The sequence below is a fragment of the Flavobacterium saccharophilum genome (assembly GCF_900142735.1).
GTDB classification, from domain to species: domain Bacteria; phylum Bacteroidota; class Bacteroidia; order Flavobacteriales; family Flavobacteriaceae; genus Flavobacterium; species Flavobacterium saccharophilum.
This window is the reverse complement of the sequence record NZ_FRBY01000001.1, coordinates 965901-992145: the sequence shown is the minus strand read 5'-3', so window position 1 is coordinate 992145 and position 26245 is coordinate 965901. Positions and strand designations below refer to the sequence as shown.

The following is a 26245-nucleotide window of genomic DNA, read 5'->3' as shown; positions in this document are numbered from 1 at the left end:
TTTTATTCGTTGGCCTCTAATTCGCCTGTTATTCGTTGTGAATTTATCACCTTAAAATCTTTACTAAAATCAATTCCCTGACCGTTTGACACTCCTTTAGCATCGGTAAGTTTGAATTTTCTTTCCGTGTAAAACCATTCGTTTTTCTGATCAAAATACAGCTGTTCTGTTTCGAGCATCTGACCTGTTTCTGAAGTGATTTTTACTTTTCCCTGCAAATCTATAATACCTGTTTGCTTATAAGAAACAGCATAATTTGCTTTTATAAAAGTACGCTTTTGTTTTTTATCATACAGTGTAACATCAATTCCTTTTGGGAATTCAGTAAATGGAAATTCAAGATTAGAATAATCCAGCATTTTTCGACTTATAAGCACTCCTGTAATGCGTCCGGAATCTGTATATTTTATGTTAACTGTATCAGCATCACTTCCTGGAACAAATTCTGAAAAGTTAATCTTTTGAACTTCCTTAAAATTACTTTCGCATCCAAAAAACAGTGTCACAGCAAGAACTGTGACAGCGTTTATAATATATTTCTTTGGTAAATTCATTTGCCAAATGTAGTAAATTGTAATGAGCTTAAAAAAACATAAAAGCTTATGTTTAGTTGAATTTACTTTTCACGAACCATCTGTCGTTAAAAGAGAAGCTTAAACTAAAGTTGAAGTAATTTTCCTGAATTAAGCCAGCAGCCGTAGTTCCTCTTTTACCAAATTCAAGACCTAAATTCACATTTGAAAATTGTCCGGTAATTGGAAAACCAGCCCCCAATGTCATTCCGACATCATTAATTGATTGATTATTAATTATTAAACCAATTTTTTCATATTTCAAACCGGCTCTATAGGTAATTCTACTAAAGTAACTTGAAAACGACGTATAATTTGGAATATAATAACCACCAACTGCATATTTAGAATATTTCTCGTAACGCACATCATCACTAGAGTTATAGTAATTCGCATATCGCCCATCGCCCTGAAAAGCTAACGTAGTACCTACTAACCATTTTCTTGCTTGTCCAACACCAACACCAATCGTTAATTTGTTTGGTAATTTCAAATCCGTTTCTGTTGACGGATATTCATAAGGATCAGGATCTCCAGAAACTGAAATAATTCTCTCATTACTAGATTTTAAAGTACTTGCAAAAGTATAGCTCAAACTAGTAAACAAACTCATTTTCTTGTAAATCTTTCTCTGATACATCGTACCAAGATTAAAATTTAAACCAGACAACTCAGATTGATTTGTTTCACGCGTTGCACTTGCAACGTCTGTAATTCCCTCAACACTCGTTGTAGTAATTTGTCCAAAATTATATTGTGCATCAGCTCCAATATTCCAATTTGGTAAAATTTTATATCCTAAACCAAAGAATACCTTATTGACCCCTCCTTTTCCTTCGTACTGAGTATTTGTTGCACCAGTGACATCAGTATTGTTATTTAAAATTTTATATCCAACAGAAGACAATGGAATCAAACCAAAAGCAGCTCCAAATTTACCCATCGGGATTCCCAATGCTAAATAATCAAAAGTAGCTCTTTGTGCTTTGGCTGATTCATCACTACTCTTTAATGTAGATGTTCCAAAACTTCCTCCAACTGTAAATGTAGTCTGCATTAAACTAGCATAACTTGAAGGATTATCAATATTCAAGTGAATACTATCTTGTTCTACTGATACCCCACCCATAGATCGATTTTCGAGTGTCCCTTTAAATCTTGCGTCACCAATTCCGTAAAAAGAATAAGGAGAAGCTGTACCTTGTTGAGCAAATGAAACGAACGAGATAAGTAAACAAGCACTTATTATAATTTTTTTAATCATTGTCGATTTTATATTGAAATGTTTGGTTCAAACTTTCCAGAAGGAAATTTGAATTGGCAAATATGGTATTTTTTAATCGTTTAGCCAAAAATTCTGCATCACCTCCCGTTAAAATTATTATAAAATTTGAAAAGTTCTCCCGATATTCATCGATAAAACCATCAATCTCATAGACGAACCCGTTGACTACTCCGGAATGAATCGCTTCTTTAGTAGAGTTACCAATATAAGACTCAGGAGCATCTAAGGCCAACAAAGGCAGTTTAGCCGTGTAATTATGTAATGCTTCATAACGCAATCGCAAGCCAGGTGAGATCGCTCCACCAAGATAATTATCATTTTCGTCGATAAAATCATAGGTTATGCAAGTTCCGGCATCAATTACTAATCTATTTTGTTTTGGGAATTGTAAAGTAGCTCCGGCCGCTAAAACCATTCGATCAATTCCTAATGTTTTTGGTGTTGCATATTTATTTATGAAAGGAAAAATATCTTCATGTGTTAAAAAATGAATTTTTAACTGATCTTCGAATGTTAAAAAAGACTGTTTTTCGATGTTTCCGACTGAAGCAACAACCAAATCGGTGCAGTTTTGAAATTTTTCTAAAATTATTTTAATTTTTTTTTCGAGTTTATTTTTCTCAAAAACAAAATTTTCAAGAACAGTACTCCCCTCAAAGACAGCTGCTTTAATTCGAGTGTTTCCTACATCAACCGTTAAAATCATGTTTGTTTTTTTATCAAGGCGAAGATACGAATTGATTTTTTTAAAAAAATGTTTTGGATAAACGAAAAATGATTCTATCTTTGCACCCGCAATGAGCACAACACGGTACCTTAGCTCAGATGGTAGAGCAATGGACTGAAAATCCATGTGTCCCTGGTTCGATCCCTGGAGGTACCACGTTTAAAACCCGAATAGAAATATTCGGGTTTTTTGTTTTTAATACTTTGAGGGAAATTTTGAAATTCCAATTTTTTAAATTCCAAATTCCAATTCGACCTAACCGCAAGGAACGTTAAGATTTACGCAAAGCGCGCAAGTCTTTTTTCTGCTGTGTTTGCAGTATCTTTATAAAGTTCGCAAAGCTTTGTACTGATCTGCCTTTGTCAACTCTGTGTTTCTATGGCATTCGTAAATAAAAAACTCCATATTCCAATAAACTTAACCGCTAGGAAAGCTAAGATTTACGCAAAAGGATCGCAAGGTTAAATTTCATTTTTTTTAAATTCCAAATTCCAATTAATACATTTCAATTATAGCACAAGTTTCAACCTTGTGGGTATTGACGAACGAATTCTGGTACACATATTAATACATGTATTCTATCTATTTACATACGAGTCCCAACTGTTGAAACCGTTGGCTATGTCTTGGTTATGTAAAATCCATTTTAATTTTTGCAGAAAAACATAGCGCCCTTTTCGCAAATCTTAACGTTCCTTTCAGTTAAATTTGCTCGGTTTGAAACTTAAATACTACTAAAAAGTGTAAAGTCAACAATTAAGCTGTTTTTGTTAAAAAAGTATTAACTAAATAAAAAAATATCTTATATATTCGTAAAATCATACATTAATTTTTTATTTCTTATTAAAAATACATAGCATTTTATGAGTAAAACTTCTACTAAAGGCATTTGGAAAGTGATTTCGGCTTCCTCAATGGGAACTATGATTGAATGGTATGATTTCTATATTTTTGGCAGTTTGGCTGTTGTTATTTCAACCAAATTCTTTCCCAGTGACAATCCAACAGCTGCATTTTTATCGACTTTAGCGACTTTTGCTGCAGGATTTGTAGTCCGCCCTTTTGGAGCCTTGTTTTTTGGAAGACTTGGGGACATTATTGGAAGAAAATATACTTTTATGGCTACCTTATTATTAATGGGTGGCTCTACCTTTTTAATAGGATGTATTCCTAGTTATGAAACTATAGGTTTTTTAGCTCCTTTATTAGTTTTAATTTTACGTTTATTACAAGGACTTGCGCTTGGTGGCGAATATGGTGGTGCAGCGACTTATGTTGCAGAGCATGCGCCTGCTGGAGAAAAAGGATATTGGACTTCCTGGATTCAAACCACTGCAACTGTTGGTTTATTTATCTCTTTAATGGTCATATTGGCGACTAAAAATATTCTTTCAGCAGAAGACTTCGATAATTGGGGATGGCGTGTTCCGTTTTGGGTTTCTATCGTTATGGTTGGCGTTTCTTATTTGATTCGAAAAAACATGGATGAATCTCCTGTATTTGCAAAAGCCAAAAAAGAAGGAACAACAAGTGCAAATCCCTTAAAAGAAAGCTTCGGAAACAGATATAATTTAAAATTTGTTTTATTGGCTCTTTTTGGCGCTACAATGGGACAAGGAGTTGTTTGGTATACAGGGCAATTTTACGCCATGAGCTTTATGAAAACCGTTATGAATGTAGATTCTTCGCAAGTGGATGGCCTTTTAGGGATTGCACTTTTAATAGGAACTCCATTTTTTATTGTTTTTGGATGGTTAAGCGATAAAGTGGGTAGAAAATATATTATGATGCTCGGAATGTTACTCGCGATTTTATCTTACAGATCGATTTACAAAGAAATGTACAACACCACCAATGTGAGTTACAAAACTGAAATCGTTGAAAAAACAAGCAAAAATATTGAAACAACTAAAAACAATGATATAATTACAACAATTTCTAAAACCTTTACAGACGGAACTTCGTATACAGAAAAGAAAACAGATTTTGCGAATAAAAAAGAATCTCAAAGCACTATTTCGATCAAAATAAATTCTGAAGATGAATGGAAATTAATTTTCTGGGTTTTTATTCAGGTACTATTTGTAACAATGGTTTATGGGCCAATTGCCGCATTTTTAGTAGAAATGTTCCCAACAAAAATCAGATACACTTCGATGTCGCTGCCTTACCATGTTGGAAATGGAATTTTTGGAGGTTTGCTTCCTGCGATTTCAACCTACTTTGTAACACATGCGAAAGCAAATGGAAAACCTGAATTTTATCTTGATGGACTTTGGTATCCTATTATTATCGCATCAGTATGCTTTGTAATTGGAATGGTTTACATTGACAACAAAAACAAAACGAATCACCTTTAATACCTACATAGAATATGAATACAATTAAAAGAATTTTAGGTGTTTTGTGGGTTATACTCTCCATTGCCGCTGCTTATTTTTGTGTGTTTGAATTTGGCTTACCCAAGTTTTTATCAGACAAACAAGATGATTTGGTCTTCGGAATTATTATCCTATTTATCCTCACCCCATTAATCGTTTTAGGCTTGGGAACGTTTGGTTATTTTTCTATGATTGGAGAATACGATCAGAAAAAATAAACCAAATCAACTTAAAATTGAAAGGGCTGTCAAAAAAATTGACAGCCCTTTCTCATTACTAAACTAACCAAACATTCCTTAATTAGGAAATACTTTTATTTTATTTCTTAATAAATTTCATTACCTGAACTTTATTATTTTCATCTATTGCCTTTACAACATATAATCCTGTTTTTAATTCGCTAACACCATATTGAAAATCTGTATTTCCATTTGGAGAAAAGCTTTTTACCAATTGGCCTGATATGGCATAAACATGTACTTTTGTCGGAGCAATATTTAAGGTAAAATGATTTAAAACCGGATTTGGATATAAATTAACTGAATTCTCTTTTTCAAATTCCGGGATTGCCAGATTGGCTGTTTTGTTTCCATAAATTCTATATTCTCCCGGCGCTAAATTGATTGTAGCGTTAACATCAGTTACATTCATAGAAGTATTATCCATTAAATTATACCATGTCCCGGTGTATTGAAAACCAGTGGCTACATTTTTTGCTGTTACATCAAAATTGGCCAGAATCAGTACGTCTTTTAATTGTGTTACAGCAAGATTACTGTTTGTGATTTTTACATTTACCGTTAAAGTATTGGCATTCGCCATTGTGGCGGTACCTAAAAATACTGGCTCCGTTACTTTAAGATTAATCATTTTAGCCCAATCGTAATAAATTTTATTTCGATTCGTATTTCCTAACCAATTTTCTGCCCATTGTGGCTGTGGTTTCGTATCTAATTTACAATCGCCGGAAAGCGTTCCCGAAGCATCATTTACGCTTCCATCTTTACAGGTAAAAATAGATTCATCCCAACCTAATTCACCAAAATGCCAAATCATTTTTGGCCCTGGAATCAATAATGAAACTGCTCCAATTGCAGACATTCTTGACAATGCCGTATTCAATGTTTTTACATTATATGTTCCTGAAGAATTTCCATATTGTACATTTTTATACATCAAACGTTCCTCGTCATGACTTTCTGCATAACCCATTAAACGATTTGCTGTAAAACCACGGCTCGAACTCATCATTCTCGAAATATTATTCTCTGTAGGGTACCCCATTGACAATTGATTGTATTGATCTGTCATTTTACCCCACATCATAATACCTTTACTTGGTGTTTCAGCGATTTTGTAGTTTGCCCATTCCTGCTCTTCGGCATCAGATCCTAAATGTTCGAAAATTGTATAATGTGTAGGATCAAGACTCCAGGAATAATCAGCATATTTTTTCAAAATATCAACCCTATCTTGTTGGTATCTGTTTGTACAAGCCTCATCTGCTGCTGTACAAACCTGAGTAAACCCTTTAGTTAAGTCCCAACGGAATCCATCAATTTTATACTCTTCAATCCATTGCTTAACCACACGCTCAACATAATATTGCGTTTTTAACGATTGATGATTAAAATCCTCCCCAACACTATAACTATGTTTTGCTACTGTATTGAAATATGGATTTTCTGCTGTTGGCGAACCAAAACCATCTCCATCAGCATCATTCATCCACATTCTCACCATCGGATTTCTTCCAAAAGCATGATTTAAAGCGACGTCTAGAATAACTGCAATTCCGTTTTGATGACATAAATCGATAAGCTCTTTTAATTTATCAGAAGTACCGTAAAATTTATCTAAAGCCATGTGGAACGAAGTATTGTAACCCCAGCTCTCATTGCCCTCAAATTCCATTACTGGCATTAGTTCGATTGCATTTATTTTAAGTGTTTTAAAATATTCTATTTTATCAATTAAACTTTGGTAGTTTCTTGCAGCATCAAAATCACGTACTAAAACTTCATACACAACCAATTTATCTTTTTCTGGTTTTGTAAAATTTGTTACCTGCCAATTGTAAGGAGTTTGTCCCGTTTTAAGAACTGTAACCTCAAAATTTTGCCCTGCCGGATAAACTGGAATATTTGGATATGAAGCCGCAGGAATTCCAGCATCATCATAAGGTGACAAAACCAAAGTTGAATAAGGATCTGCCGTTTTTACCATTGAAGGAGAGTTTGCAAGCGGAGTTGCATCAACTACCCAATATTGATATGTATTATTTTCTCCAGAAACTAATCCCGTTAATTCTAGCCAAAATTTCCCAGATGTTGGATCCTTCTTCATCGCATAAGCCGAAGAAGGCTGCCAATTGTTAAAACTTCCGGCAACGTATACAAAATCTTTTAAAGGCGCATCTAAAACTAAAGTTGCTTTTGTAGCATCAGTTGCATTGTAATTAATTCCATCTACCAACCCTGAAGGCATAGCTTCAGAAACAGTATTTGGATTTACAATTACATTAAATTTTTTCGTAACTGTTGTTGCTCCTTGCGTTACATTCAATTCATAACTTTGGTTATCTATAATATTGGTATGATTAAATGTATATGAAGAAACACCTGCACTTGTATTAATTATCGTTCCATTCGATTTTAGCGTATAAGTAGCAACCCCATTTGTATTTGTAGCTGAAATATTAAAACTCCCTCCACTTGAAACAATTGTATTACTATCTTCTGCAGGAGCAGTCAATGTTACTTGAAAAGAACCAACATTAAGAAAAAAATCAGTACATGATGGCGCTAATTTTAATGTTTGCGATCCGTTTGCATTTCTGAACACAAGACCCATTTTGGTTGCCGCAGTTTGTTGAGCCGATGATAATCCAAAATATACACTTGGTGTAATTGTAATACTCCAAGTACCATTTCCGTTTTTTGTCATCACTCCAACTCCATCATCAAGACCCCAATTTCCTTTCGTGGTCTGCCATGGATTCGCTTCAGTTCCTATTCCCGAATGCATATACACCTTCGCAGGACTACTTCCCATTGTATTACATGTACTTGAAGTAAAAGAAGCTGTAATAGTTATAGGTTCATTAACCTGAAATACGGCTGGCGAAACTGTTATTTGCTGAGAATTTGCAACAATTGATAATAAAAAGAAAAATAATAGTAATGTTTTTTTCATAATTTTAACTTTTTGATATGCGAAATAGGATAATTATAAAGATAATTTATTAATAAACATCTTAATTATAACGTTTTCGAAATTATCTTCGCAAACGTTGTAGTGTTTAAAACTTTATTTAAATTTTAAGGGTTATTCCTTATAAAAACAAAAGGGCTATCTAAATTTGATAGCCCTTTTTATTTAATATATCATTTATAAGTTACAATGTAACAACCGCAGTTCCATCAATATTTACAATTAATGTTGGTTTTGCACCAGCAGTAACACTAAAGTTAGCTCCTGTTCCTCCATCACCAACAAAAAGTAAATCACCTACGTTGAATGTCCATCCACCATCAGTTCCATTGATATAAACACCAGTGTTTCTAGATCTAAATTTCATTTCTCCAGGTGTAATATCTGTTCCTGCGTATGACCATTTATTAGTTGCAAAATCATAACCCATTGCACTTTCATCATTCCATCCGCCAGCAGTAGCAGCACCGATAACACCCCATTGCATTTTGATAACTTTAACTTTCATAGCATCCATGTCAACACGTACATAATACAATCCTGATCCATCAGCTTCAGCAACTTTAAGATCACTGCTTCCTCCTGAATTAGTTAAAGCATATTCTTGTCCTCCTGAAACAGCTGCAACAGCTCCATCAGTACCGTAATTACCATTATCCCATGTTTTTCCGTCACCAGTGAATTTGAATCCTTCTCCAGCAGCAACTTTAACAAAACCTTCAAAAAGTTTAGTTGTTCCGTCTCCAATATATTTTAAAGCAATACCGTTTTTCTCATCCCATGCTGATTGTCCATAATAAGCTTGTGGAGCACCAACTAAGAATAATTTAGGAACAATAACAGTAATATCTTCAAAAGCATTAATTTTCATTAATTGAGGTAAAGAATATCCTATTGATTGTGATTTATCAGCAATTGCTTTTACTCTAACATCAACTTCTGCTAAAGCTCCAAATCCTAAAGATGCTTTTCCATTAGCTACAAGTGTAGCATTCAATCTTGTTAACGCACTGTTTAAATCTCCAAACGTAAAGCTTTTTGTAGGTGTTGAAACACTTTCAGCAAATACATTTACAGCATCAGAAAAATCACTTCCAGCAGGAGCAATTTGAATGTAATAAGAAACTGGACCATTATATTCTAACTCTGCTGCTGACCATTTAAAAGTTCCCGCCTCAGTAGCCTCGTTAAAATCTTGTTCAACTACAAATTCAGCTGGTGCCGGTAATGCTTCTAAAACAGGCAATGTTGTTATTTTTTCTGTACCATTTACAATGATATCCGGATCATCATCACTACATGAAGTTATAGTAAATGCAAGTAGTCCTAGTAATAAAAAAGTTAATTTTTTCATTTTGATTTATATTTTTATATTATTAATATCCTGGGTTTTGTGGCAATAAATTTTTATTTGCATTAATCGCATATTGAGGAATTGGGAACAATCTGTGGTTAGCATCAGTATCTGATTTCTCCCACCAAATGTTTTCAAATTTACCGTTACGGATCAAATCCTGACGACGGTGTCCTTCCCACATCATTTCTCTACCTCTTTCTGCTAAAATATCATTCAATGTGTATCCACTTGTTTGAGCAATACCTGCTCTGCCTTTAATTTCATTAACTAAAGCATCACCAGCACCAGCACCATTTAACCAAACTAGAGCCTCCGCTTTCATTAACTTAACATCAGCCAGTCTGAAAAGAGGGAAATCATTACTTAAATTATCTCTAGCACCTGCTGCAATTTCCCATTTTACTGGTCTTGCACCGGCCATTCTAATTTGCTCTTGTGTATTAGTTCCTAATGACATTTGCAGATTTGGAATATTAGCTGTAAAAACTAAACTTGCATTTCCTGACTTAGGATCCTGAATATTATCGCCAGCTTTTGTTTTTTGTTGTCCAACAAGGATTCCTGCTAACCTTTTATCTCCAGAAGGAAACGAATTATAATGTGCTTCTAAAGTTGCGAATCCATTCCATGGAGCTGTACTCATATTGAAAGTCTGTTGAGATAAGTCAATTAAAGTACGCATATGAAGATTGAAACCTTTGTAAGTATCCTGATCATAAGCAATTGTATAGATATTTTCTTTACAATTTTCATTTTGAGTTGCAAATGGTGCTAAAGGATTAGCTTCTAAAGAATACCCTAATGCTAATACCTTATCACAAGCTGCAATAGCTTTTTCCCACATTGCTGTTCCGGTATAAACTTTTGCATTTAAATACAATTTAGCCAAAAGTGTATATCCCATACCTTGAGTAATATCACTTCTTACAACACCATCATCGCCTTGTTTTGGCAATAACGCAACATTATCTTCTACATCTTTAACAATGGCAGCAAAAACTTCTGCTCTTGGAGTTTTAGAAGGAAATTCTTCAGCCCCTGTAAAAGTTGTTGGAAAAGGAACATCTCCAAAATTATCTATAGCTAGATAGTAATAATAAGCTCTTGAAACTTTTACCTGAGCTAAAACTTTTGCTACCCTTGGATTTGCGGCAGAAGCTGGTGTTAAAGTTTCAATTGCATAATTTGCCTGAGGCACTGCAGAATAAATCATTCCATATAATTGAGTGACAGCTTCAGTTTGGGGTCCCCAAGTATGTCTTGATAAAGCTCTCCATTTTCCACCATCATCCCAGTCAGCTCCCCTTGTAGGACAAACTGCCTCGTCAGAAGTTAATTCCTGAGTAAACCACCATCCTCCACCGTCAAGCATTCCTTGTGTCTTAGCAAAAACAGGTGTAGCAAGATTGATAGCTTGTTCTGTAGTTTCAGGATATTGTTCTCCTGTCAAATACTCGCTATTTGTTGTATCTAAATCAGTACAAGAAAAAGCTAAAAAGCTTAAACCTAATACCGTTATTTTATTTTTTAGTTTCATGATTTTTGTATTAAAATGAAAGATTCAAACCAAATGTTAAGGTTCTTGTTTTAGGATAGTTGTTGTAATTATCTATTCCAAAAAAGATTTCTTTATTGTCTTTTCCTCCAGAAAAATTAACCTCAGGATCCGCACCACCATAATTCGTTAAGGTAAATACATTGTTCATAGAAGCATAAAAACGAAGTTTTGAAATTGCAGAAGCAAATGACGGGTTTACAAAAGTGTAACCTAAGTTAATATTGTCTAACTTAATAAAACTTGCATCTTCAATGTAATATGACAAAGCGCTATAAGCTCCCTGAATTCCAGCATCATTCAAAATTAATGCTTCATTGTTTACACTTCTGGTTCCAACCTGATCAGGATTTCCAAAAACCTGATTCGTCGCATTGTAAACATCATTTCCAACAACGGCTCTAAATGACATACTCATATCCCAGTTTTTGTATTTAAGATAGTTACTCCATCCCATTTCAAAATCTGGTAAAGCATTACCAATTACTTTTTTGTGATCATCAGAATTAGCTACATCTTCTAAATAGTGTAATTGATCGTCATTTCCTTTGATCAACCACTTCCCATTAGATACTCCAGCGTACTCATATCCGAAAAACGTACCTAATTTATAACCCGCCTGCATTCTTTGTGTTGGTACACCAACTAATCCAGGTCCAGAAATATAACCTGTATTAATAAACGAATAATTATAACGGTCATTTCCTAAAGCAATAACTTCTTGTTTGTTTTGAGTATACACTACTGTTGTACTCCAGCTAAAGTCTTTACCATCAACTACTTTACCAGTCAAAGTTGCTTCAATACCAGTATTTTTCATTTCTCCACCATTAATAAAAGTAGTATTTGAGAAATTTGTTTCAGTTGGAACGTTTGTATTAGCAATCAACATATCAGTAATTTTTTTACTGTATAATTCAACTGACCCACTTAATCTGTTATTAAATAAACCAAAATCAAGTCCAAAGTTGGTCTCCGTATTTTGATCCCATTTTAAATCAGGATTAGCATTGTGATTATAACCATAAGCTACTAATCCACCTTGAATAGAAGGTCTAACTGCTAAATCTTTAGCATCAACTGGTAAATTACTATTTCCAGAAATACCCCAGCTTCCTCTGAATTTTAATAAATTCAATGCGCTTACGTTATCTCTAATGAAGTTTTCGTTAGCAATATTCCATGCAACCTGAACTGATGGGAAGTAACCCCATTGCTCGTTCTCTCCAAAAATAGATGAACCATCTCTACGAATCATTCCTGTCACGTAGTATTTAGATTGAAAGTCATAAGTTGCTCTTGCAAACATACCAATGTCTTTACGCTCATTTTTATATGAAGTCAAGTTACCCAAAACAATAGTTTCGAAATTTTGAAAATTATCAGAACCTAAAGTATTAGAAGTAGAGTTGTTAGCTTCCATAGCAAAACCATCACTTCCGGTCGTTCTATAAGAGTAACCTCCCAATAATGTCACATTGTGCGAATCAGCAAATGTAGTTTTGTACGTTAAAGTAGCCTCAACTAAACCTTGCTCCCAATTCGCATAAGATCTTTTTCCATATCCTAAATAAATTGGAGTTTCAGTAGTACCTGTAAAAACATAGTTGTAAGTAGGCTCAAAATAAGTACTTTCACTATCGTTTCTTAAATAACTACCAGAAACTTTACCTACTAACCCTTTTGCAAACTCATAAGACAAACCTAAATTACCAGAAAGGAATTTAGCATCTCTATTGTTCTCAATATTATTAATTGATTGCATTGGATTATAGTAATTATTTGTCCCCGGTGCTTCAAATAAAGCTCCATCAGCTCTGTAAACCGGATCGGTTGGTAGCCTTTGAAAAGCTTGATAAATCACCTGATCTTTTCCATCAGTTCCATAATTTACATAGTCATTGTGTTCTATAGTAGCCGAAAGCCCCATATCGAAAACTAACTTGTCGTTGAATGCTTTTTGAGTTAAGTTTAATCTACCAACAGTTCTCTTTTTTCCTGAGTTTCTAATAACTCCTTCAAAATCACTATTCGAAATAGATCCTCTGTAATTTCCTGTCTCACTTCCTCCAGAAACAGCTAAACTATTAACTTTAGTAAAACCGGTTCTGAAAATTTGATTTTGCCAGTCTACATTTCCACCATTATCAGTAAAATCGATACTTGGATGTGCTGCAATATAATCTCTATATTGACCTGCAGAAATAAAATCTTGCTCATTAGCAACCTGATCTGTAGCTATAGATGAATTAAATTCAATTAATGTTTTTCCTGATTTTCCTTTTTTAGTTGTAATGAAAACCACTCCATTTGCTCCATCAGCACCATAAATTGCAGTCGAAGCCGCATCTTTAAGGATATCATAAGAAGTAATATCATCTGGAGAAATCGTTGTAGGATCAACACCTCTAACGCCATCAACTACATATAAAGGTGAACCTCCGGCAGCAAAACCAGCAGCTCCACGAATACGAACATCAAAACCTTTATTTGGGTCACCCCCTTGTTTTGTGATCGAAACCCCTGCTGCTTTACCTTGTAATCCCTGGATAGGATCAACTAAAGTTCCCTGATTTAGGTTTTCAGCAGTAACTTTAGATACCGCACCTGTTACATCCTTCTTTTTTGTAGAACCGTAACCTACCTGAACTACAACTTCTTTAAGTTCATTTGCATCTTCTTGTAAGGTTACAGTTAAATTTTTCTGTCCATCATAGATAACGGAGTATGTTTTGTACCCAATGAAAGAAACTACAACTTTGTCTCCTTTTTTTACATTAGGTAACTGAAACTTCCCGTCGAAATCTGTAGAAGCACCTCCTGGCGTGCCCTGAACACTTATATTTACTCCTGGAATTGGTTGTCCGGACTTTTCGACAACAGTACCACTTAGCGTACTTTGAGCGAGTACAGTAAACGGCAGCAGTAGGAATAAAAATAACAACTTTTTGTAAATTGTTTTCATACTTTTTGTTTAAATTAGTTTGAGTTTGTGATTGTTAGTTAAGTTTTTAATTTTACTTCGAATTTCAAAATTAGGAATATTTTAACACGCCCAACAAGAGGCAATTTTAATTGGTTTACGAAAACGTGATAGTGTTGAAAACTTTCTATTTTTTGTAATCTTTTAAGTCAAAAAATGCTAAATCATAAAATAAAAGATATCTTTATTATTAATTAGATTTTTTTCAATACTACATATGAAACGTAAAATCACGCTAAAACAGATTGCAAAGGAACTGGACGTTTCTATTTCAACTGTCTCAAAATCACTAAGAAACAGCTTAGAAATAGGGGAAGAAACACGCTTAAAAGTGCAGGCTTTTGCCAAATTTTACAACTATAAACCCAACAATATTGCCCTTAGTCTAAAAAACCGGAAAACCAAAAGTATTGGTATTATCATTCCGGAAATTGTACATTATTTTTTCTCTACTGTAATCAACGGAATTGAGCAGGTTGCCAACGAAAATGGTTATAGTGTTGTGATTTGTTTATCTGATGATTCTTTCGATAAAGAAGTCCTAAATATGGAGATGTTGGCCAACGGAAGCATCGACGGTTTTATCATGTCACTTTCTAAAGAAACCCAGTATAAAGGTGACTTTCATCACATTACCGAGGTTATAAATCAGGGAATGCCGGTTGTAATGTTCGACCGTGTAACCAATGATATTTTGTGCGATAAAGTTATTATAGATGATAAAGCTGCGGCTTATGAAGCAGTTCAGAGCCTGATTGATAATGGACGAAAAAAGATCGCATTAGTCACTACTGTCGACTATGTAAGTGTTGGAAAATTAAGAACCGATGGTTACGAAAAAGCGCTTTTAGACAACGGATTACCTTTCAACGAAGATTTAATTATCAAAATTGAAGATGTAGATACTTGTGAAATTACAATTAGCCAGCTTTTGCATGACAGAGCATTTGATGCTGTTTTTGCTGTAAATGAACTTTTTGCAGTAACAATTATCAAGACTGCAAGCAAAATGGGACTTAAAGTTCCTGAAGATTTGGCTGTAATTGCTTTTACTGACGGAATTATTTCTAAATACTCAACACCAAGCATTACAACCGTAAGTCAAAGTGGTGAAAAAATGGGAAATAAAGCTGCTAAAATGCTAATTGAAAGGCTTGAAGCGGAACACGACGATGATGACGAGGAAAACGAAAATTACACTACAGAAGTTATAGAAACACATTTAATAAAAAGAGAATCTACTGACTAAAATTCTTAAAATCAACCCTTTCTAAAGCCATAAAAAATATTTATGGCTTTTTTGTTAGCATTTATCTAAAAATAATTTATACTTTTACGGCCGTCAAAGCTTTTACTTTTACTTCGAAAAAACAGTAAGTTTTGATAAGCAAAGCGCTTATCGTCTAATTAATGATTTAATTACGATAATGGAAAAGCGTAAATTAAGTTTCTGGGAAATTTGGAACATGAGTTTCGGTTTCTTAGGAATACAAATGGGGTTTGCACTTCAGAATGCAAATGCCAGTAGAATTCTCCAAATTTTTGGTGCCGACGTACATGAATTATCATGGTTTTGGATTATTGCTCCCCTTATGGGATTGATAGTACAACCTGTTATTGGTCATTACAGTGATAAAACCTGGGGACGATTTGGAAGACGAAAGCCCTTTTTTCTTGTTGGTGCAATTTTAGCTTCAGTTGGATTAATTTTAATGCCTCAGGCTAACATTTTTATTTCTGTATTACCAGCTTTATGGGTTGGAGCCGGAATGTTAATGATTATGGATGCTTCCTTCAACATCGCTATGGAGCCGTTTCGTGCTCTAGTTGGTGATAATTTAAGAACAGATCAACGTACTGCAGGTTTCAGTATTCAAACTTCCTTAATTGGTTTTGGAGCTGTAATTGGTTCAGCTTTGCCTTATGTTTTAACAAAGTATTTTCACATCTCAAACAATGCTGTTCCTGGAAGTATTCCTTTAAATCTGAAATTATCATTTATCATTGGAGCTGCAGTTTTAATTGGATCAATTCTGGTAACACTTTTTACAACAAAAGAATATACTCCGGAAGAATTAGCCAATTTTGAAGATCCGCAAAGTGAAATTGATATTCCTTCTGACGAAAAAGCAAAACTAACAGACATTTTTTCTGATTTTGCAAAAATGCCAACTACTATGCGTCAGCTTAGTTGGGTTCAGTTTTTTTCCTGGTTTGGATTATTTGGAATGTGGGTATTTACAACTCCTGCAATCGCACATCACATTTACGGATTGCCATTAAATGACACCTCAAGTCAAAAGTATCAAGATGCTGGTGACTGGGTCGGAATTTTATTTGGCGTTTACAATTTAGTTTCCGCTATTATCGCATTGTTTTTCTTACCGTATATCGCTAAAAAAATCGGTCGTAAATCTACTCACGCAGTATCACTTATCATTGGAGGAATCGGATTAATTTCTATTTATTTTATGCCGAATGAAGATTGGGTTGTACTTCCTATGATTTTAATTGGAGTTGCCTGGGCAAGTATTTTAGCTATGCCTTACGCTATTCTTGCAGGATCTATTGCTCCTAAAAAAATGGGCGTTTACATGGGGATTTTCAACTTCTTTGTTGTTATTCCACAAATTGTAAATGCACTTATTGGAGGTCCAATTGTAAAATATCTTTACAATGGCGATGCAATTTATGCCTTAATAACAAGTGGTGTAAGTTTTCTAATAGCCGCTCTTTTAGTCTACAAAGTGAAAGATGTAGACGACACTATTCAAAAATCATAAATAAGAATTTCCCTTATAATGAAAAAAGCATTCATATTCGATCTTGATGGCGTAATCGTTGATACCGCCAAATACCATTTTTTAGCCTGGCAAAAAATAGCTCAGTCTTTAAATATAAATTTTACGCATGAAGACAACGAACTTCTTAAAGGTGTGAGCCGTGTACGTTCGTTAGATATTATACTTGGATTAGGAAATGTTCAGGCTTCGCAGGAAGACAAAGACAAATGGCTAATTCAAAAAAACGAAGATTACTTATCTTATTTAGTTGATATGGACGAAAGCGAGATTCTTCCTGGAGTTTTTACAATTCTGCAACTATTAAAAGATAAAAACCAGGGAATTGCATTGGGTTCTGCGAGTAAAAATGCCCGACCAATTCTTGAAAAAACAGGAATCCTTTCGTATTTCGATGTTATTGTTGACGGAAATGATGTTACCAATGCAAAACCGGATCCGGAAGTTTTCTTAAAAGCGGCTCAATTATTAAATATTGATCCAAAAAATGCAATTGTTTTTGAAGATTCTGTTGCCGGAATTCAGGCAGCAAACATAGGAGAAATGGTAAGTGTTGGAATTGGTGAGGAAACAATTTTACATGAAGCTGATTATATTTTTAAAGATTTCACTGAAATAAACACAGCGTTTATCGAGAAACTAATTAATTAGAAAATGTGCCAATTAGAAAATGAGATAATTCTCCAAACTTGAATTTTCTAATTATCTAATTGACTGATTATCTATTTGGTTTGAAAATATAAATCAACTAATTAAAAAAGTAAAATAGTACAAACGAGCAATTAATCAGATAAATCGAAAAAGAGAGCCAAAGAGGTAATTATCTAATTATCAAATTGACACATTTTCTAATTAAAGAATTATCTAATTGCCCAATTATCTAATTAAAGAAAAAATGAATCAAGATTATATAAAACCAGACAATTGGTCCATCATAGAAGAAGGATTTGATGTAGAAAGAGTAAAATCGTCTGAGAGTCTTTTTAGTATCGGGAACGGTGCTATGGGACAACGTGCCAATTTTGAAGAAACATACTCTGGTGAAACTTTTCAGGGAAGTTATATCGCCGGAATTTATTATCCGGACAAAACTAAAGTGGGTTGGTGGAAAAACGGCTATCCAAAATATTTTGCAAAAGTATTAAACGCTCCAAACTGGATTGGAATTGACGTTAAAATCAACGAAGAAAACTTAGATTTAAATACTTGTACAGAGGTTAAAAACTTCCGTAGAGAATTGAATATGAAAGAAGGATGGTATAACCGTTCTTTTGAAGCGACATTAAAAAACGGAACTGAAATTGCAGTAAACATTCGCCGTTTTCTTTCTTTGGATTTAGATGAAGCCGGAATTATCAAATACGAAATTACGCCTTTAAACAAAGATGCTAAAATTGTTTACAAACCTTATATCGACGCAGGAGTTACCAATGAAGACGCCAACTGGGAAGAAAAATTCTGGGAACCTCTTGAAGTAAAAAAAGGTGCAAATGAAGCTTTTGTAACCGCGCAAACTTTTAAAACGCATTTTAAAGTTACGACTTTCATGCACAATACGATTTTTGCAAACGGAGAAAACGTAAACATTTCGCCTTCAACAATCGATTCAACAACAGATAAAGTTCAGTTTACTTACGGAACCATTATCGCTAAAGGACAAACCTCATCTATTCAAAAAATTGGTGGATATACCGTTTCTTTAAATCACGAAAATACTTTGGCTGCAGCCGAAAAAACAATTAAAGCTGCCGTTACTTTAGGATATGATGCCTTACTTCAAAATCAAATTGACTCCTGGAGCAAAATCTGGGAAATGTCAGATATTACCATTGATGGCGACGTAAAAGCACAACAAGGAATTCGTTTCAACATTTTCCAGTTAAATCAAACCTATTTAGGAAAAGATTCTCGTTTGAACATCGGGCCAAAAGGTTTTACCGGAGAAAAATACGGTGGTTCGACTTATTGGGACACTGAAGCTTATTGTATTCCGTTTTACATGGCGACAAAAGATCAGCAAGTTGCAAGAAACTTATTGACGTACCGTTTCAATCAATTGGATAAAGCAATTGAAAACGCAAAAGACAATTTAGGTTTCAAAAACGGAGCGGCGCTGTATCCAATGGTTACCATGAATGGAGAAGAATGCCACAACGAATGGGAAATCACACACGAAGAAATTCACCGAAATGGTGCGATTGCTTTTGCCATTTATAATTACCACCGCTTTACCGGAGATTACTCTTATATTCCTGAAAAAGGTCTGGAAGTTTTAATCGGAATTGCACGTTTTTGGCATCAGAGAGCTTCTTTTTCTAAAGAAAAAAATCAATATGTGATCTTGGGCGTTACAGGTCCAAACGAATATGAGAATAACATCAACAATAATTTCTATACCAATTATATTGCAAAATGGTGTATCGATTATGCATCGGAACAAATTAATAAAGTGGCGCTGGAATATCCTTCTGATCACAAACGTGTTCTTGAAAAAGTAAAATTATCTGCTAATGAAATTCAGGAATGGAAAAAAGTAGCTAATGACATGTACTTCCCTATTTCAAAAGAATTGGGTATTTATTTACAGCAAGACGGTTTCTTAGACAAAGATTTAGTTCCGGTAAAAGACTTAGACCGTTCACAAAGACCAATCAATCAAAAATGGTCTTGGGATCGTGTTTTACGTTCTCCTTATATTAAACAAGCCGATGTTTTACAATGTTTCTATTTCTTCGAAGATCATTTTTCTAAAGAAGAATTAGAACGTAATTTCGATTTTTATGAATCATTTACAGTTCATGAAAGTTCACTTTCGCCTTGCGTTCACTCGATTCAGGCTGCCCATTTAGATAAAATGGATATGGCCTATACTTTCTATTTAAGAACTTCTCGTCTGGATTTAGATGATTATAATAAAGAAGTAGAAGAGGGCTGTCACATCACGTCAATGGCGGGAACATGGATGAGCATTGTAGAAGGTTTTGGAGGAATGCGTGTTAAAAATGACCAGCTTCATTTTGCTCCGAAAATTCCAAAAGAATGGAAAGGCTATTCGTTTAAAATTAATTTCAGAAATCAAATTTTGAAAGTAGCTGTAAATCACAACGAAACAACTTTTACCGTAGACGGAGACCAGGATTTAACTATTGTAGTTAACGGGAAACCTGAAATTGCAGGTAAATTTGCACAAATAAATTAATACTCTTAAAATCAAAAAACATGAAAAACTTATTTTTCGCAAGTTTAATCTTGTTTGCTTTTAGCTCAATTGCAAAAGCACAACAATTAAAATCTCCCGAAGGAAAGTTCGTAATGGAATTTTCGCTTCAAAACGACGGAACGCCAACTTACAGCTTAAAATACAAAAACAAAGAGGTAGTAAAAACAAGTAAATTAGGTCTTGAACTTAAAGATGACAAAAAATCTTTATTGAATGACTTTACTGTTGCTGATACAAAAACTTCCACTTTTGATGAAACATGGAAACCGGTTTGGGGAGAAGTGGATAATATTAGAAATCATTATAATGAATTGGCTGTTACTTTAAATCAAAAAGGAACGGACAGACAAATCGTAATTCGTTTCCGTTTGTTTGATGACGGACTTGGATTTAGATATGAATTCCCAACACAAAAGAACCTTACGTATTTCGTAATCAAAGAAGAAAGAACCCAATTTGCAATGGCGGGCGACCACACGGCATTTTGGATTCCAGGGGATTATGATACGCAGGAATACGATTATACAAAATCGAAATTATCTGAAATTAGAGGTTTGTCTCAGAAAGCATATACAGCAAACGTTTCTCAAAAGAACTTTTCTCCAACAGGAGTTCAGACTTCTTTGATGTTGAAAACAAATGATGGTTTATACATCAACTTACACGAAGCAGCTTTGATTAATTATTCTTGTATGCATTTGAATTTAGATGACAAAAACATGATTTTTGAATCGTGGTTAACGCCAGATGCAAAAGGAGATAAAGGTTATATGCAGGCACCGAGCCATTCGCCGTGGAGAACGGTTATGGTTAGTGATGACGCAAGAGAAATCTTAGCTTCAAAAATGACTTATAATTTAAATGATCCATCAAAAATTGATAATACTTCATGGATTAAGCCCGTAAAATATATTGGTGTTTGGTGGGAAATGATTACAGGAAAAAGCTCTTGGTCGTACACAAACGATTTTCCAACAGTACAATTGGGCGTTTCTGATTTCTCAAAAGCAAAACCAAGCGGAACACACGGAGCGAACAATGCTAACGTAAAAAAATACATTGATTTTGCTGCTGCAAATGGTTTCGACGCTGTTTTGGTTGAAGGATGGAACGAAGGCTGGGAAGACTGGTTTGGACATTCAAAAGATTATGTTTTTGATTTCGTAACGCCTTACCCGGATTTTGATGTGAAAGGTTTGCACGAATATGCAAAATCTAAAGGAATCAAAATTATCATGCACCATGAAACTTCTGGATCTGTTCGTAACTACGAGCGTCATATGGACAAAGCGTATCAATTCATGAAAGACAACGGATACGATGCTGTAAAAAGCGGTTATGTTGGAGATATTTTACCTCGCGGTGAAAACCATTACGATCAATGGATTGTCAATCATTATCAATATGCAATCGAAAAAGCAGCTGATTATAAAATTATGGTGAATGCTCACGAAGCCGTTCGCCCAACCGGAATTGCGAGAACGTATCCAAATTTAATTGGAAACGAAGCGGCAAGAGGAACAGAATACCAGGCTTTTGGAGGCTCTAAACCCAATCACGTTACGGTATTGCCTTTTACGCGTTTAATTGGAGGTCCAATGGATTACACTCCTGGAATCTTCGAAATGGACATCAGCAAAATGAATCCTGATAACAAATCACATGTAAACAGTACTATTGCAAATCAATTGGCTTTATACGTTACGATGTACAGCCCATTGCAAATGGCGGCTGATACTCCAGAGAATTACAACCGTTTTCCAGATGCTTTCCAGTTCATTAAAGATGTGGCTGTAGATTGGTCTGAAAGCAAATATATTGAAGCTGAACCAGGCGATTTTATTACAGTTGCACGTAAAGCAAAAGGAACAAACAACTGGTTCGTTGGAAACGTAAACGGAGAAACTTCTCGTACTTCAAACATCGATTTCAGTTTCCTTGAAAAAGGTAAAAAATATACTGCAACAATTTATGCTGATGCAAAAGATGCGCATTACAAAACTAATCCGCAAGCTTATACGATTAAGAAAATTGCCGTAACAAATAAATCAAAATTATCACAGTTATCTGCTCCGGGAGGAGGTTATGCAATTAGCATAATTGAAACTAAATAATTTTAATTAACACTATAAGAATGTAAGTCCATTTAAATAGAAATCTCCCCAATTTTTATCTTAGATGTTCTTACATTTCTTATATAATACAAATTCATCTTTACTATGAACATCCAAAAAACAGCATTTCAAACCAACCACATTTTCTACAAAATACTCCTATTTGTTCTACTATTTTCCGCTTCCGCGAAAGCGCAAATTCAGAAAGTTGAACCGCCATTTTGGTACGCGGGAATGAAAAATCCGGAGTTACAGATTATGTTCTACGGAAAAAATATTGCACAATATGAAACTTCGGTTTCTAACAATGTGGCGATTAAAAATGTCGAAAAAACAGAAAATCCAAATTATCTTTTTGTTACAATTGACACTCAAAATTTAAAAGCTTCTGAATTGGTTTTCTCTTTTAAAGCCAATAACAAAGTCGCTTTTACTCAAAAATATTCCCTTAAAGAAAGAAGAGCGAATTCGGCTGACCGAAAAAGTTACGATTCTTCAGACCTGATTTACCTAATCATGCCGGATCGTTTTGCTAATGGAAATCCGAAAAACGACAGCAATGCTTCTTTAACTGAAAAAGCAAATCGCACAGAACCAGCAGGACGTCACGGTGGAGATATTGAAGGAATCATCAAAAACTTAGATTATATTTCGTCTCTGGGTGCAACCACAATCTGGAACACGCCTTTATGCGAAGACAACGACAAACAGCATTCTTATCACGGATATGCACAGTCTGACGTTTACAAAATAGATTCGCGTTACGGAACGAATGAAGATTACGTTCGTTTGTCATCAGAAATGCACAAAAAAGACATGAAACTGGTTATGGATTATGTTACGAATCACTGGGGAATTACCCACTGGATGATGAAAGACATACCAACAAAAAACTGGTTCAATCAATTTGAAAATTTCACGCAAACACACCACAGACGTGAGGTTATTACAGATATTCATGCTTCAAAAATAGATCAGGAAGTTTGTGTTGATGGATGGTTTGTACCTTCTATGCCCGATTTAAATTTGAGAAATCCTTTAGTGGCTAAATACTTAACTCAAAACGCCATTTGGTGGATTGAATATGCTAATCTTGACGGTTTTAGAGTAGATACTTATAATTACTCTGACCAAACGGCAATGGCCAATTGGGCAAAATCAATTACAAATGAATATCCTAATTTCAATATTGTGGGTGAAATCTGGATGCACAATCAGGCGAATTTAGCGTATTGGCAAAAAGACAGTAAAATTGGTGCCATCGAAAATTACAATTCGAATTTACCAAGTGTAATGGATTTTACACTTCAAAGTCAGGTTACTTCTGCATTTAATGAAAGTGAAGGAACTTGGGACAATGGAATGATTAAATTCTACAACAATTTTGCAATGGATTATTTATATCCAAATACGAATAACATTTTGGTTTTTGCTGAAAATCACGATACCGATCGTATGAATGATAAGTTTAAATACGATTTTCCTAAATACAAACTGGCAATGACTTTATTGGCTACAGTTCGTGGAATTCCACAAGTTTATTATGGTTCAGAAATTGGAATGGGCGGTGACAAAGGTAAAGGCGATGCAGATATTCGCAGAGATTTCCCTGGCGGATGGGGTGGCGACAAAAACAATGCCTTGACAAAAGAAGGAAGAACAGCTGAACAAGCGCAATATTTCGATTTTACTTCAAAATTATTCAACTGGAGAAAATCAAATGAAGCTATTCATACCGGTAAAATGACACATTATATTCCGGAAAACAACACTTATGTTTATTTCAGATATAATGATAAGAAAACCGTAATGGTGGTTTTCAATAACAATGCAAAAGCACAAACGGTGAAGACAAATCGTTTTAAAGAAAACATCAAAAATTTTAAATCAGGAAAAGATGTTTTAACCGGAAAAACATTTGATTTAGCTACTGAAATTACATTGGAACCAAAATCGGCTTTGGTTTTAGAATTGGAATAAATATTTATTTAAACACAGAGAGACATAGTTTTTGACAGTTTAAAAAAGGCATTTCACTTGCATCAAAACACATAGCTATGTGTGAAATGATTTGTCATTTTTTTCAACCTTTTCAAAAGAATGAAAACCTATGTTTCTATGTGTTTAAAATTTAAGCAACTATTTTTCCGCCACAAATTCACGAATTATTATTTACCATCTTAATGAAGAAAATAAATTCGTGAATTCGTGGCTATTTTTTTGCATTAATCAAATTATAAATCTTCGTTAAATTCAGAATAAATGAAAAAATACACTTTCCTTTTTTTACCTTTAGTATTCTTAATCACGAGTTGTTCTGGCTCAAAATCAGTTTCAATGAATAACGAAAATACTTCGAAAACACCTTTCGTTTGGGAAGGAGCAAATGTTTACTTTTTACTTACCGATCGTTTTTATAATGGAAATACCGCCAACGATGTAAATTTTAACCGAACCAAAACTCCCGCAAAACTACGCGGATTTGAAGGCGGAGATATCATCGGAATTACAAAAAAAATTGAATCAGGCTATTTTGAAAAACTAGGAATAAATGCCATTTGGCTTACGCCGATTGTAGAGCAAATTCACGATGGCGTTGACGAAGGGACGGGTTTGACTTATGGCTTTCACGGTTATTGGGCAAAAGACTGGACGGCTTTGGATCCTAATTTTGGAACTAAAGAAGATTTAGCAAAATTGGTTCAAAAAGCACACGAAAAAGGCATCCGAATTATCCTGGATGGCGTTATCAATCATACCGGCCCTGTAACGCCTGAAGATCCTGTTTGGCCTTCGGATTGGGTTAGAACCGGAGTAGTTTGCGATTATAAATCGTTTGAAAACACAACCATGTGCACTTTGGTTGATAATCTTCCGGATGTCAGAACAGAAAGTACACAAGAAGTTCAGCTCCCTCCTTTTTTAATTGAAAAATGGAAAAAAGAAGGCCGTTATGAAAAAGAAATAGCTTCGTTGGATGAGTTCTTCAAAAGAACGAATTATCCAAGAACACCAAAATATTACATCATAAAATGGCTGACAGATTATATTGTTGAATTCGGAATTGACGGTTATAGAGCTGATACTGTAAAACACACTAACGAAGACGTTTGGGCTGATTTTAAAAAAGAATGTGATTACGCTTTCGAAACCTGGAAGAAACATCATCCGTTACAAGTTTTAGATCAAAACCCGTTTTATACGATTGCTGAAGTTTATGGTTACGGAATCAGTGGTGGACAGGATTATGATTTTGGGGATAGAAAAGTAAATTACTTTCAGAATGGTTTCAACAGCATGATCAATTTTGAATTCAAATGGAACGCCGCTCAAAACAATTATGAAGGTTTATTTTCTAAATATTCGAATGCATTAAACAATGAATTAAAAGGATATTCTGTTCTTAATTATATGTCGTCACACGATGACGGTCAACCCTTTGATGCCAACAGAATGAAAGGTATCGAAGCCGGAACAAAACTATTATTGTCTCCGGGAATGTCGCAAGTGTATTACGGAGATGAATCTGGAAGATCTTTAGTTATAGAAGGAACTAACGGCGATGCAACTTTACGTTCCAACATGAATTGGGATGATATTCTGAACAATCAGGAAACCAAAAAAACACTTTTGCATTGGCAGAAATTAGGGCAATTCAGAAAAAATCATCCTGCAATTGGCGCTGGAATTCATCAGCAAATTAGTTCTGAATTTTATGTTTTCTCCAGAATTTTTATAAAAGGAACTTTCGAAGATAAAGTCGTTATTGGTTTAGATTTACCAAAAGGTAAAAAAGAAATTCCAGTAAATGCTATTTTCGAAAATGGTACAAAATTAAAAGACACTTATTCTGATCAAAACGTTGAAGTTATTGATGGAAAAGTTAGTATTGATAGTGATTTCGATGTCGTTTTATTGGAACGTACTTAACCGCAAGGAGCGCAAAGTTTTACGCTAGGTTCGCAAAGTTTTTTCGCCACGAATTCACGAATTTAAATCTTCAAAGATTTTCAAAAAATAATTCGTGAATTCGTGGC

The 26245-nt window shown here is 34.5% G+C and carries 16 protein-coding genes and 1 tRNA gene; 10 read left to right on the top strand and 7 right to left on the bottom strand.

The window, feature by feature from the left end; genetic code table 11:
• Nucleotides 1–2 precede the first annotated feature (2 nt).
• The 3 genes from lptC to BUA98_RS04170 are packed head-to-tail and all read right to left on the bottom strand — an operon-like array spanning nt 3 to nt 2563.
• On the bottom strand, nt 3–554 hold the full coding sequence (gene lptC / locus BUA98_RS04180) for an LPS export ABC transporter periplasmic protein LptC (RefSeq protein ID WP_072970348.1): 552 nt from the start codon (nt 552–554) through the stop codon (nt 3–5).
• Nucleotides 555–606: 52 nt separating this feature from the next.
• Nucleotides 607–1836 (bottom strand): BamG family beta-barrel-assembly machinery protein, encoded by a 1230-nt coding sequence (locus tag BUA98_RS04175; RefSeq protein ID WP_072970347.1) that lies wholly within the window; start codon nt 1834–1836, stop codon nt 607–609.
• Complete coding sequence (locus tag BUA98_RS04170) at nt 1829–2563, bottom strand: type III pantothenate kinase (RefSeq protein ID WP_072970603.1); 735 nt, start codon at nt 2561–2563, stop codon at nt 1829–1831. Before BUA98_RS04170 ends, BUA98_RS04175 begins: the two co-directional genes overlap by 8 nt.
• A gap of 104 nt (nt 2564–2667) precedes the next feature.
• On the opposite strand from BUA98_RS04170, the gene BUA98_RS04165 reads away from it, so the two are divergent.
• From BUA98_RS04165 to BUA98_RS04155, 3 genes are all read left to right on the top strand, one after another.
• Nucleotides 2668–2740: transfer RNA gene (locus BUA98_RS04165), tRNA-Phe, on the top strand.
• A gap of 707 nt (nt 2741–3447) precedes the next feature.
• The gene (locus BUA98_RS04160; protein ID WP_072970346.1) at nt 3448–4944 is read left to right on the top strand and encodes an MFS transporter; all 1497 of its coding nucleotides are present in this window, start codon (nt 3448–3450) and stop codon (nt 4942–4944) included.
• 14 nt (nt 4945–4958) lie between these two features.
• On the top strand, nt 4959–5183 hold the full coding sequence (locus BUA98_RS04155; RefSeq protein ID WP_072970345.1) for a DUF6814 family protein: 225 nt from the start codon (nt 4959–4961) through the stop codon (nt 5181–5183).
• A gap of 100 nt (nt 5184–5283) precedes the next feature.
• Here the strand turns inward: BUA98_RS04155 and BUA98_RS04150 are convergent, their stop codons facing one another.
• The 4 genes from BUA98_RS04150 to BUA98_RS04135 all read right to left on the bottom strand — a co-directional run bounded on the left by BUA98_RS04150 (nt 5284) and on the right by BUA98_RS04135 (nt 14055).
• Nucleotides 5284–8160, bottom strand: coding sequence for an alpha-amylase family glycosyl hydrolase (locus tag BUA98_RS04150; RefSeq protein ID WP_072970344.1), 2877 nt, complete (start codon nt 8158–8160; stop codon nt 5284–5286).
• Nucleotides 8161–8362: 202 nt separating this feature from the next.
• On the bottom strand, nt 8363–9532 hold the full coding sequence (locus BUA98_RS04145; RefSeq protein ID WP_072970343.1) for a SusE domain-containing protein: 1170 nt from the start codon (nt 9530–9532) through the stop codon (nt 8363–8365).
• A gap of 22 nt (nt 9533–9554) precedes the next feature.
• A complete protein-coding gene (locus BUA98_RS04140) occupies nt 9555–11072 on the bottom strand; it encodes a RagB/SusD family nutrient uptake outer membrane protein (protein WP_072970342.1) in 1518 nt (505 codons plus the stop codon).
• A 10-nt stretch (nt 11073–11082) separates the two neighbouring features.
• The gene (locus tag BUA98_RS04135; RefSeq protein WP_072970341.1) at nt 11083–14055 is read right to left on the bottom strand and encodes a SusC/RagA family TonB-linked outer membrane protein; all 2973 of its coding nucleotides are present in this window, start codon (nt 14053–14055) and stop codon (nt 11083–11085) included.
• Nucleotides 14056–14290: 235 nt separating this feature from the next.
• Between BUA98_RS04135 and BUA98_RS04130 the strand changes: the two genes are divergently transcribed.
• From BUA98_RS04130 to BUA98_RS04100, 7 genes are all read left to right on the top strand, one after another.
• A complete protein-coding gene (locus tag BUA98_RS04130) occupies nt 14291–15322 on the top strand; it encodes a LacI family DNA-binding transcriptional regulator (protein WP_072970340.1) in 1032 nt (343 codons plus the stop codon).
• A gap of 178 nt (nt 15323–15500) precedes the next feature.
• Nucleotides 15501–16856 carry an MFS transporter gene (locus BUA98_RS04125; protein WP_072970339.1) on the top strand — a complete coding sequence of 452 codons (1356 nt, stop codon included), beginning with the start codon at nt 15501–15503 and terminating at the stop codon, nt 16854–16856.
• A 15-nt stretch (nt 16857–16871) separates the two neighbouring features.
• Nucleotides 16872–17525, top strand: coding sequence for a beta-phosphoglucomutase (gene pgmB / locus BUA98_RS04120; protein WP_072970338.1), 654 nt, complete (start codon nt 16872–16874; stop codon nt 17523–17525).
• A 244-nt stretch (nt 17526–17769) separates the two neighbouring features.
• Nucleotides 17770–20073 (top strand): glycoside hydrolase family 65 protein, encoded by a 2304-nt coding sequence (locus tag BUA98_RS04115; RefSeq protein ID WP_072970337.1) that lies wholly within the window; start codon nt 17770–17772, stop codon nt 20071–20073.
• A 20-nt stretch (nt 20074–20093) separates the two neighbouring features.
• Nucleotides 20094–22208 (top strand): glycoside hydrolase family 97 protein, encoded by a 2115-nt coding sequence (locus tag BUA98_RS04110; protein WP_072970336.1) that lies wholly within the window; start codon nt 20094–20096, stop codon nt 22206–22208.
• Nucleotides 22209–22313: 105 nt separating this feature from the next.
• Nucleotides 22314–24188, top strand: coding sequence for a glycoside hydrolase family 13 protein (locus BUA98_RS04105; protein WP_072970335.1), 1875 nt, complete (start codon nt 22314–22316; stop codon nt 24186–24188).
• Nucleotides 24189–24470: 282 nt separating this feature from the next.
• Nucleotides 24471–26138: an alpha-amylase family glycosyl hydrolase gene (locus tag BUA98_RS04100; protein WP_072970334.1), complete on the top strand. Its 1668-nt coding sequence runs from the start codon at nt 24471–24473 to the stop codon at nt 26136–26138.
• The last annotated feature ends 107 nt before the right edge of the window (nt 26139–26245 follow it).

Excerpts from the sequence above, each read along its gene's own strand:
- lptC (WP_072970348.1), bottom strand. The coding sequence starts at position 554 with ATGAATTTACCAAAGAAATATATTATAAACGCTGTCACAGTTCTTGCT.
- BUA98_RS04175 (WP_072970347.1), bottom strand. The coding sequence starts at position 1,836 with ATGATTAAAAAAATTATAATAAGTGCTTGTTTACTTATCTCGTTCGTT.
- BUA98_RS04170 (WP_072970603.1), bottom strand. The coding sequence starts at position 2,563 with ATGATTTTAACGGTTGATGTAGGAAACACTCGAATTAAAGCAGCTGTC.
- BUA98_RS04160 (WP_072970346.1), top strand. The coding sequence starts at position 3,448 with ATGAGTAAAACTTCTACTAAAGGCATTTGGAAAGTGATTTCGGCTTCC.
- BUA98_RS04155 (WP_072970345.1), top strand. The coding sequence starts at position 4,959 with ATGAATACAATTAAAAGAATTTTAGGTGTTTTGTGGGTTATACTCTCC.
- BUA98_RS04150 (WP_072970344.1), bottom strand. The coding sequence starts at position 8,160 with ATGAAAAAAACATTACTATTATTTTTCTTTTTATTATCAATTGTTGCA.
- BUA98_RS04145 (WP_072970343.1), bottom strand. The coding sequence starts at position 9,532 with ATGAAAAAATTAACTTTTTTATTACTAGGACTACTTGCATTTACTATA.
- BUA98_RS04140 (WP_072970342.1), bottom strand. The coding sequence starts at position 11,072 with ATGAAACTAAAAAATAAAATAACGGTATTAGGTTTAAGCTTTTTAGCT.
- BUA98_RS04135 (WP_072970341.1), bottom strand. The coding sequence starts at position 14,055 with ATGAAAACAATTTACAAAAAGTTGTTATTTTTATTCCTACTGCTGCCG.
- BUA98_RS04130 (WP_072970340.1), top strand. The coding sequence starts at position 14,291 with ATGAAACGTAAAATCACGCTAAAACAGATTGCAAAGGAACTGGACGTT.
- BUA98_RS04125 (WP_072970339.1), top strand. The coding sequence starts at position 15,501 with ATGGAAAAGCGTAAATTAAGTTTCTGGGAAATTTGGAACATGAGTTTC.
- BUA98_RS04115 (WP_072970337.1), top strand. The coding sequence starts at position 17,770 with ATGAATCAAGATTATATAAAACCAGACAATTGGTCCATCATAGAAGAA.
- BUA98_RS04110 (WP_072970336.1), top strand. The coding sequence starts at position 20,094 with ATGAAAAACTTATTTTTCGCAAGTTTAATCTTGTTTGCTTTTAGCTCA.
- BUA98_RS04105 (WP_072970335.1), top strand. The coding sequence starts at position 22,314 with ATGAACATCCAAAAAACAGCATTTCAAACCAACCACATTTTCTACAAA.
- BUA98_RS04100 (WP_072970334.1), top strand. The coding sequence starts at position 24,471 with ATGAAAAAATACACTTTCCTTTTTTTACCTTTAGTATTCTTAATCACG.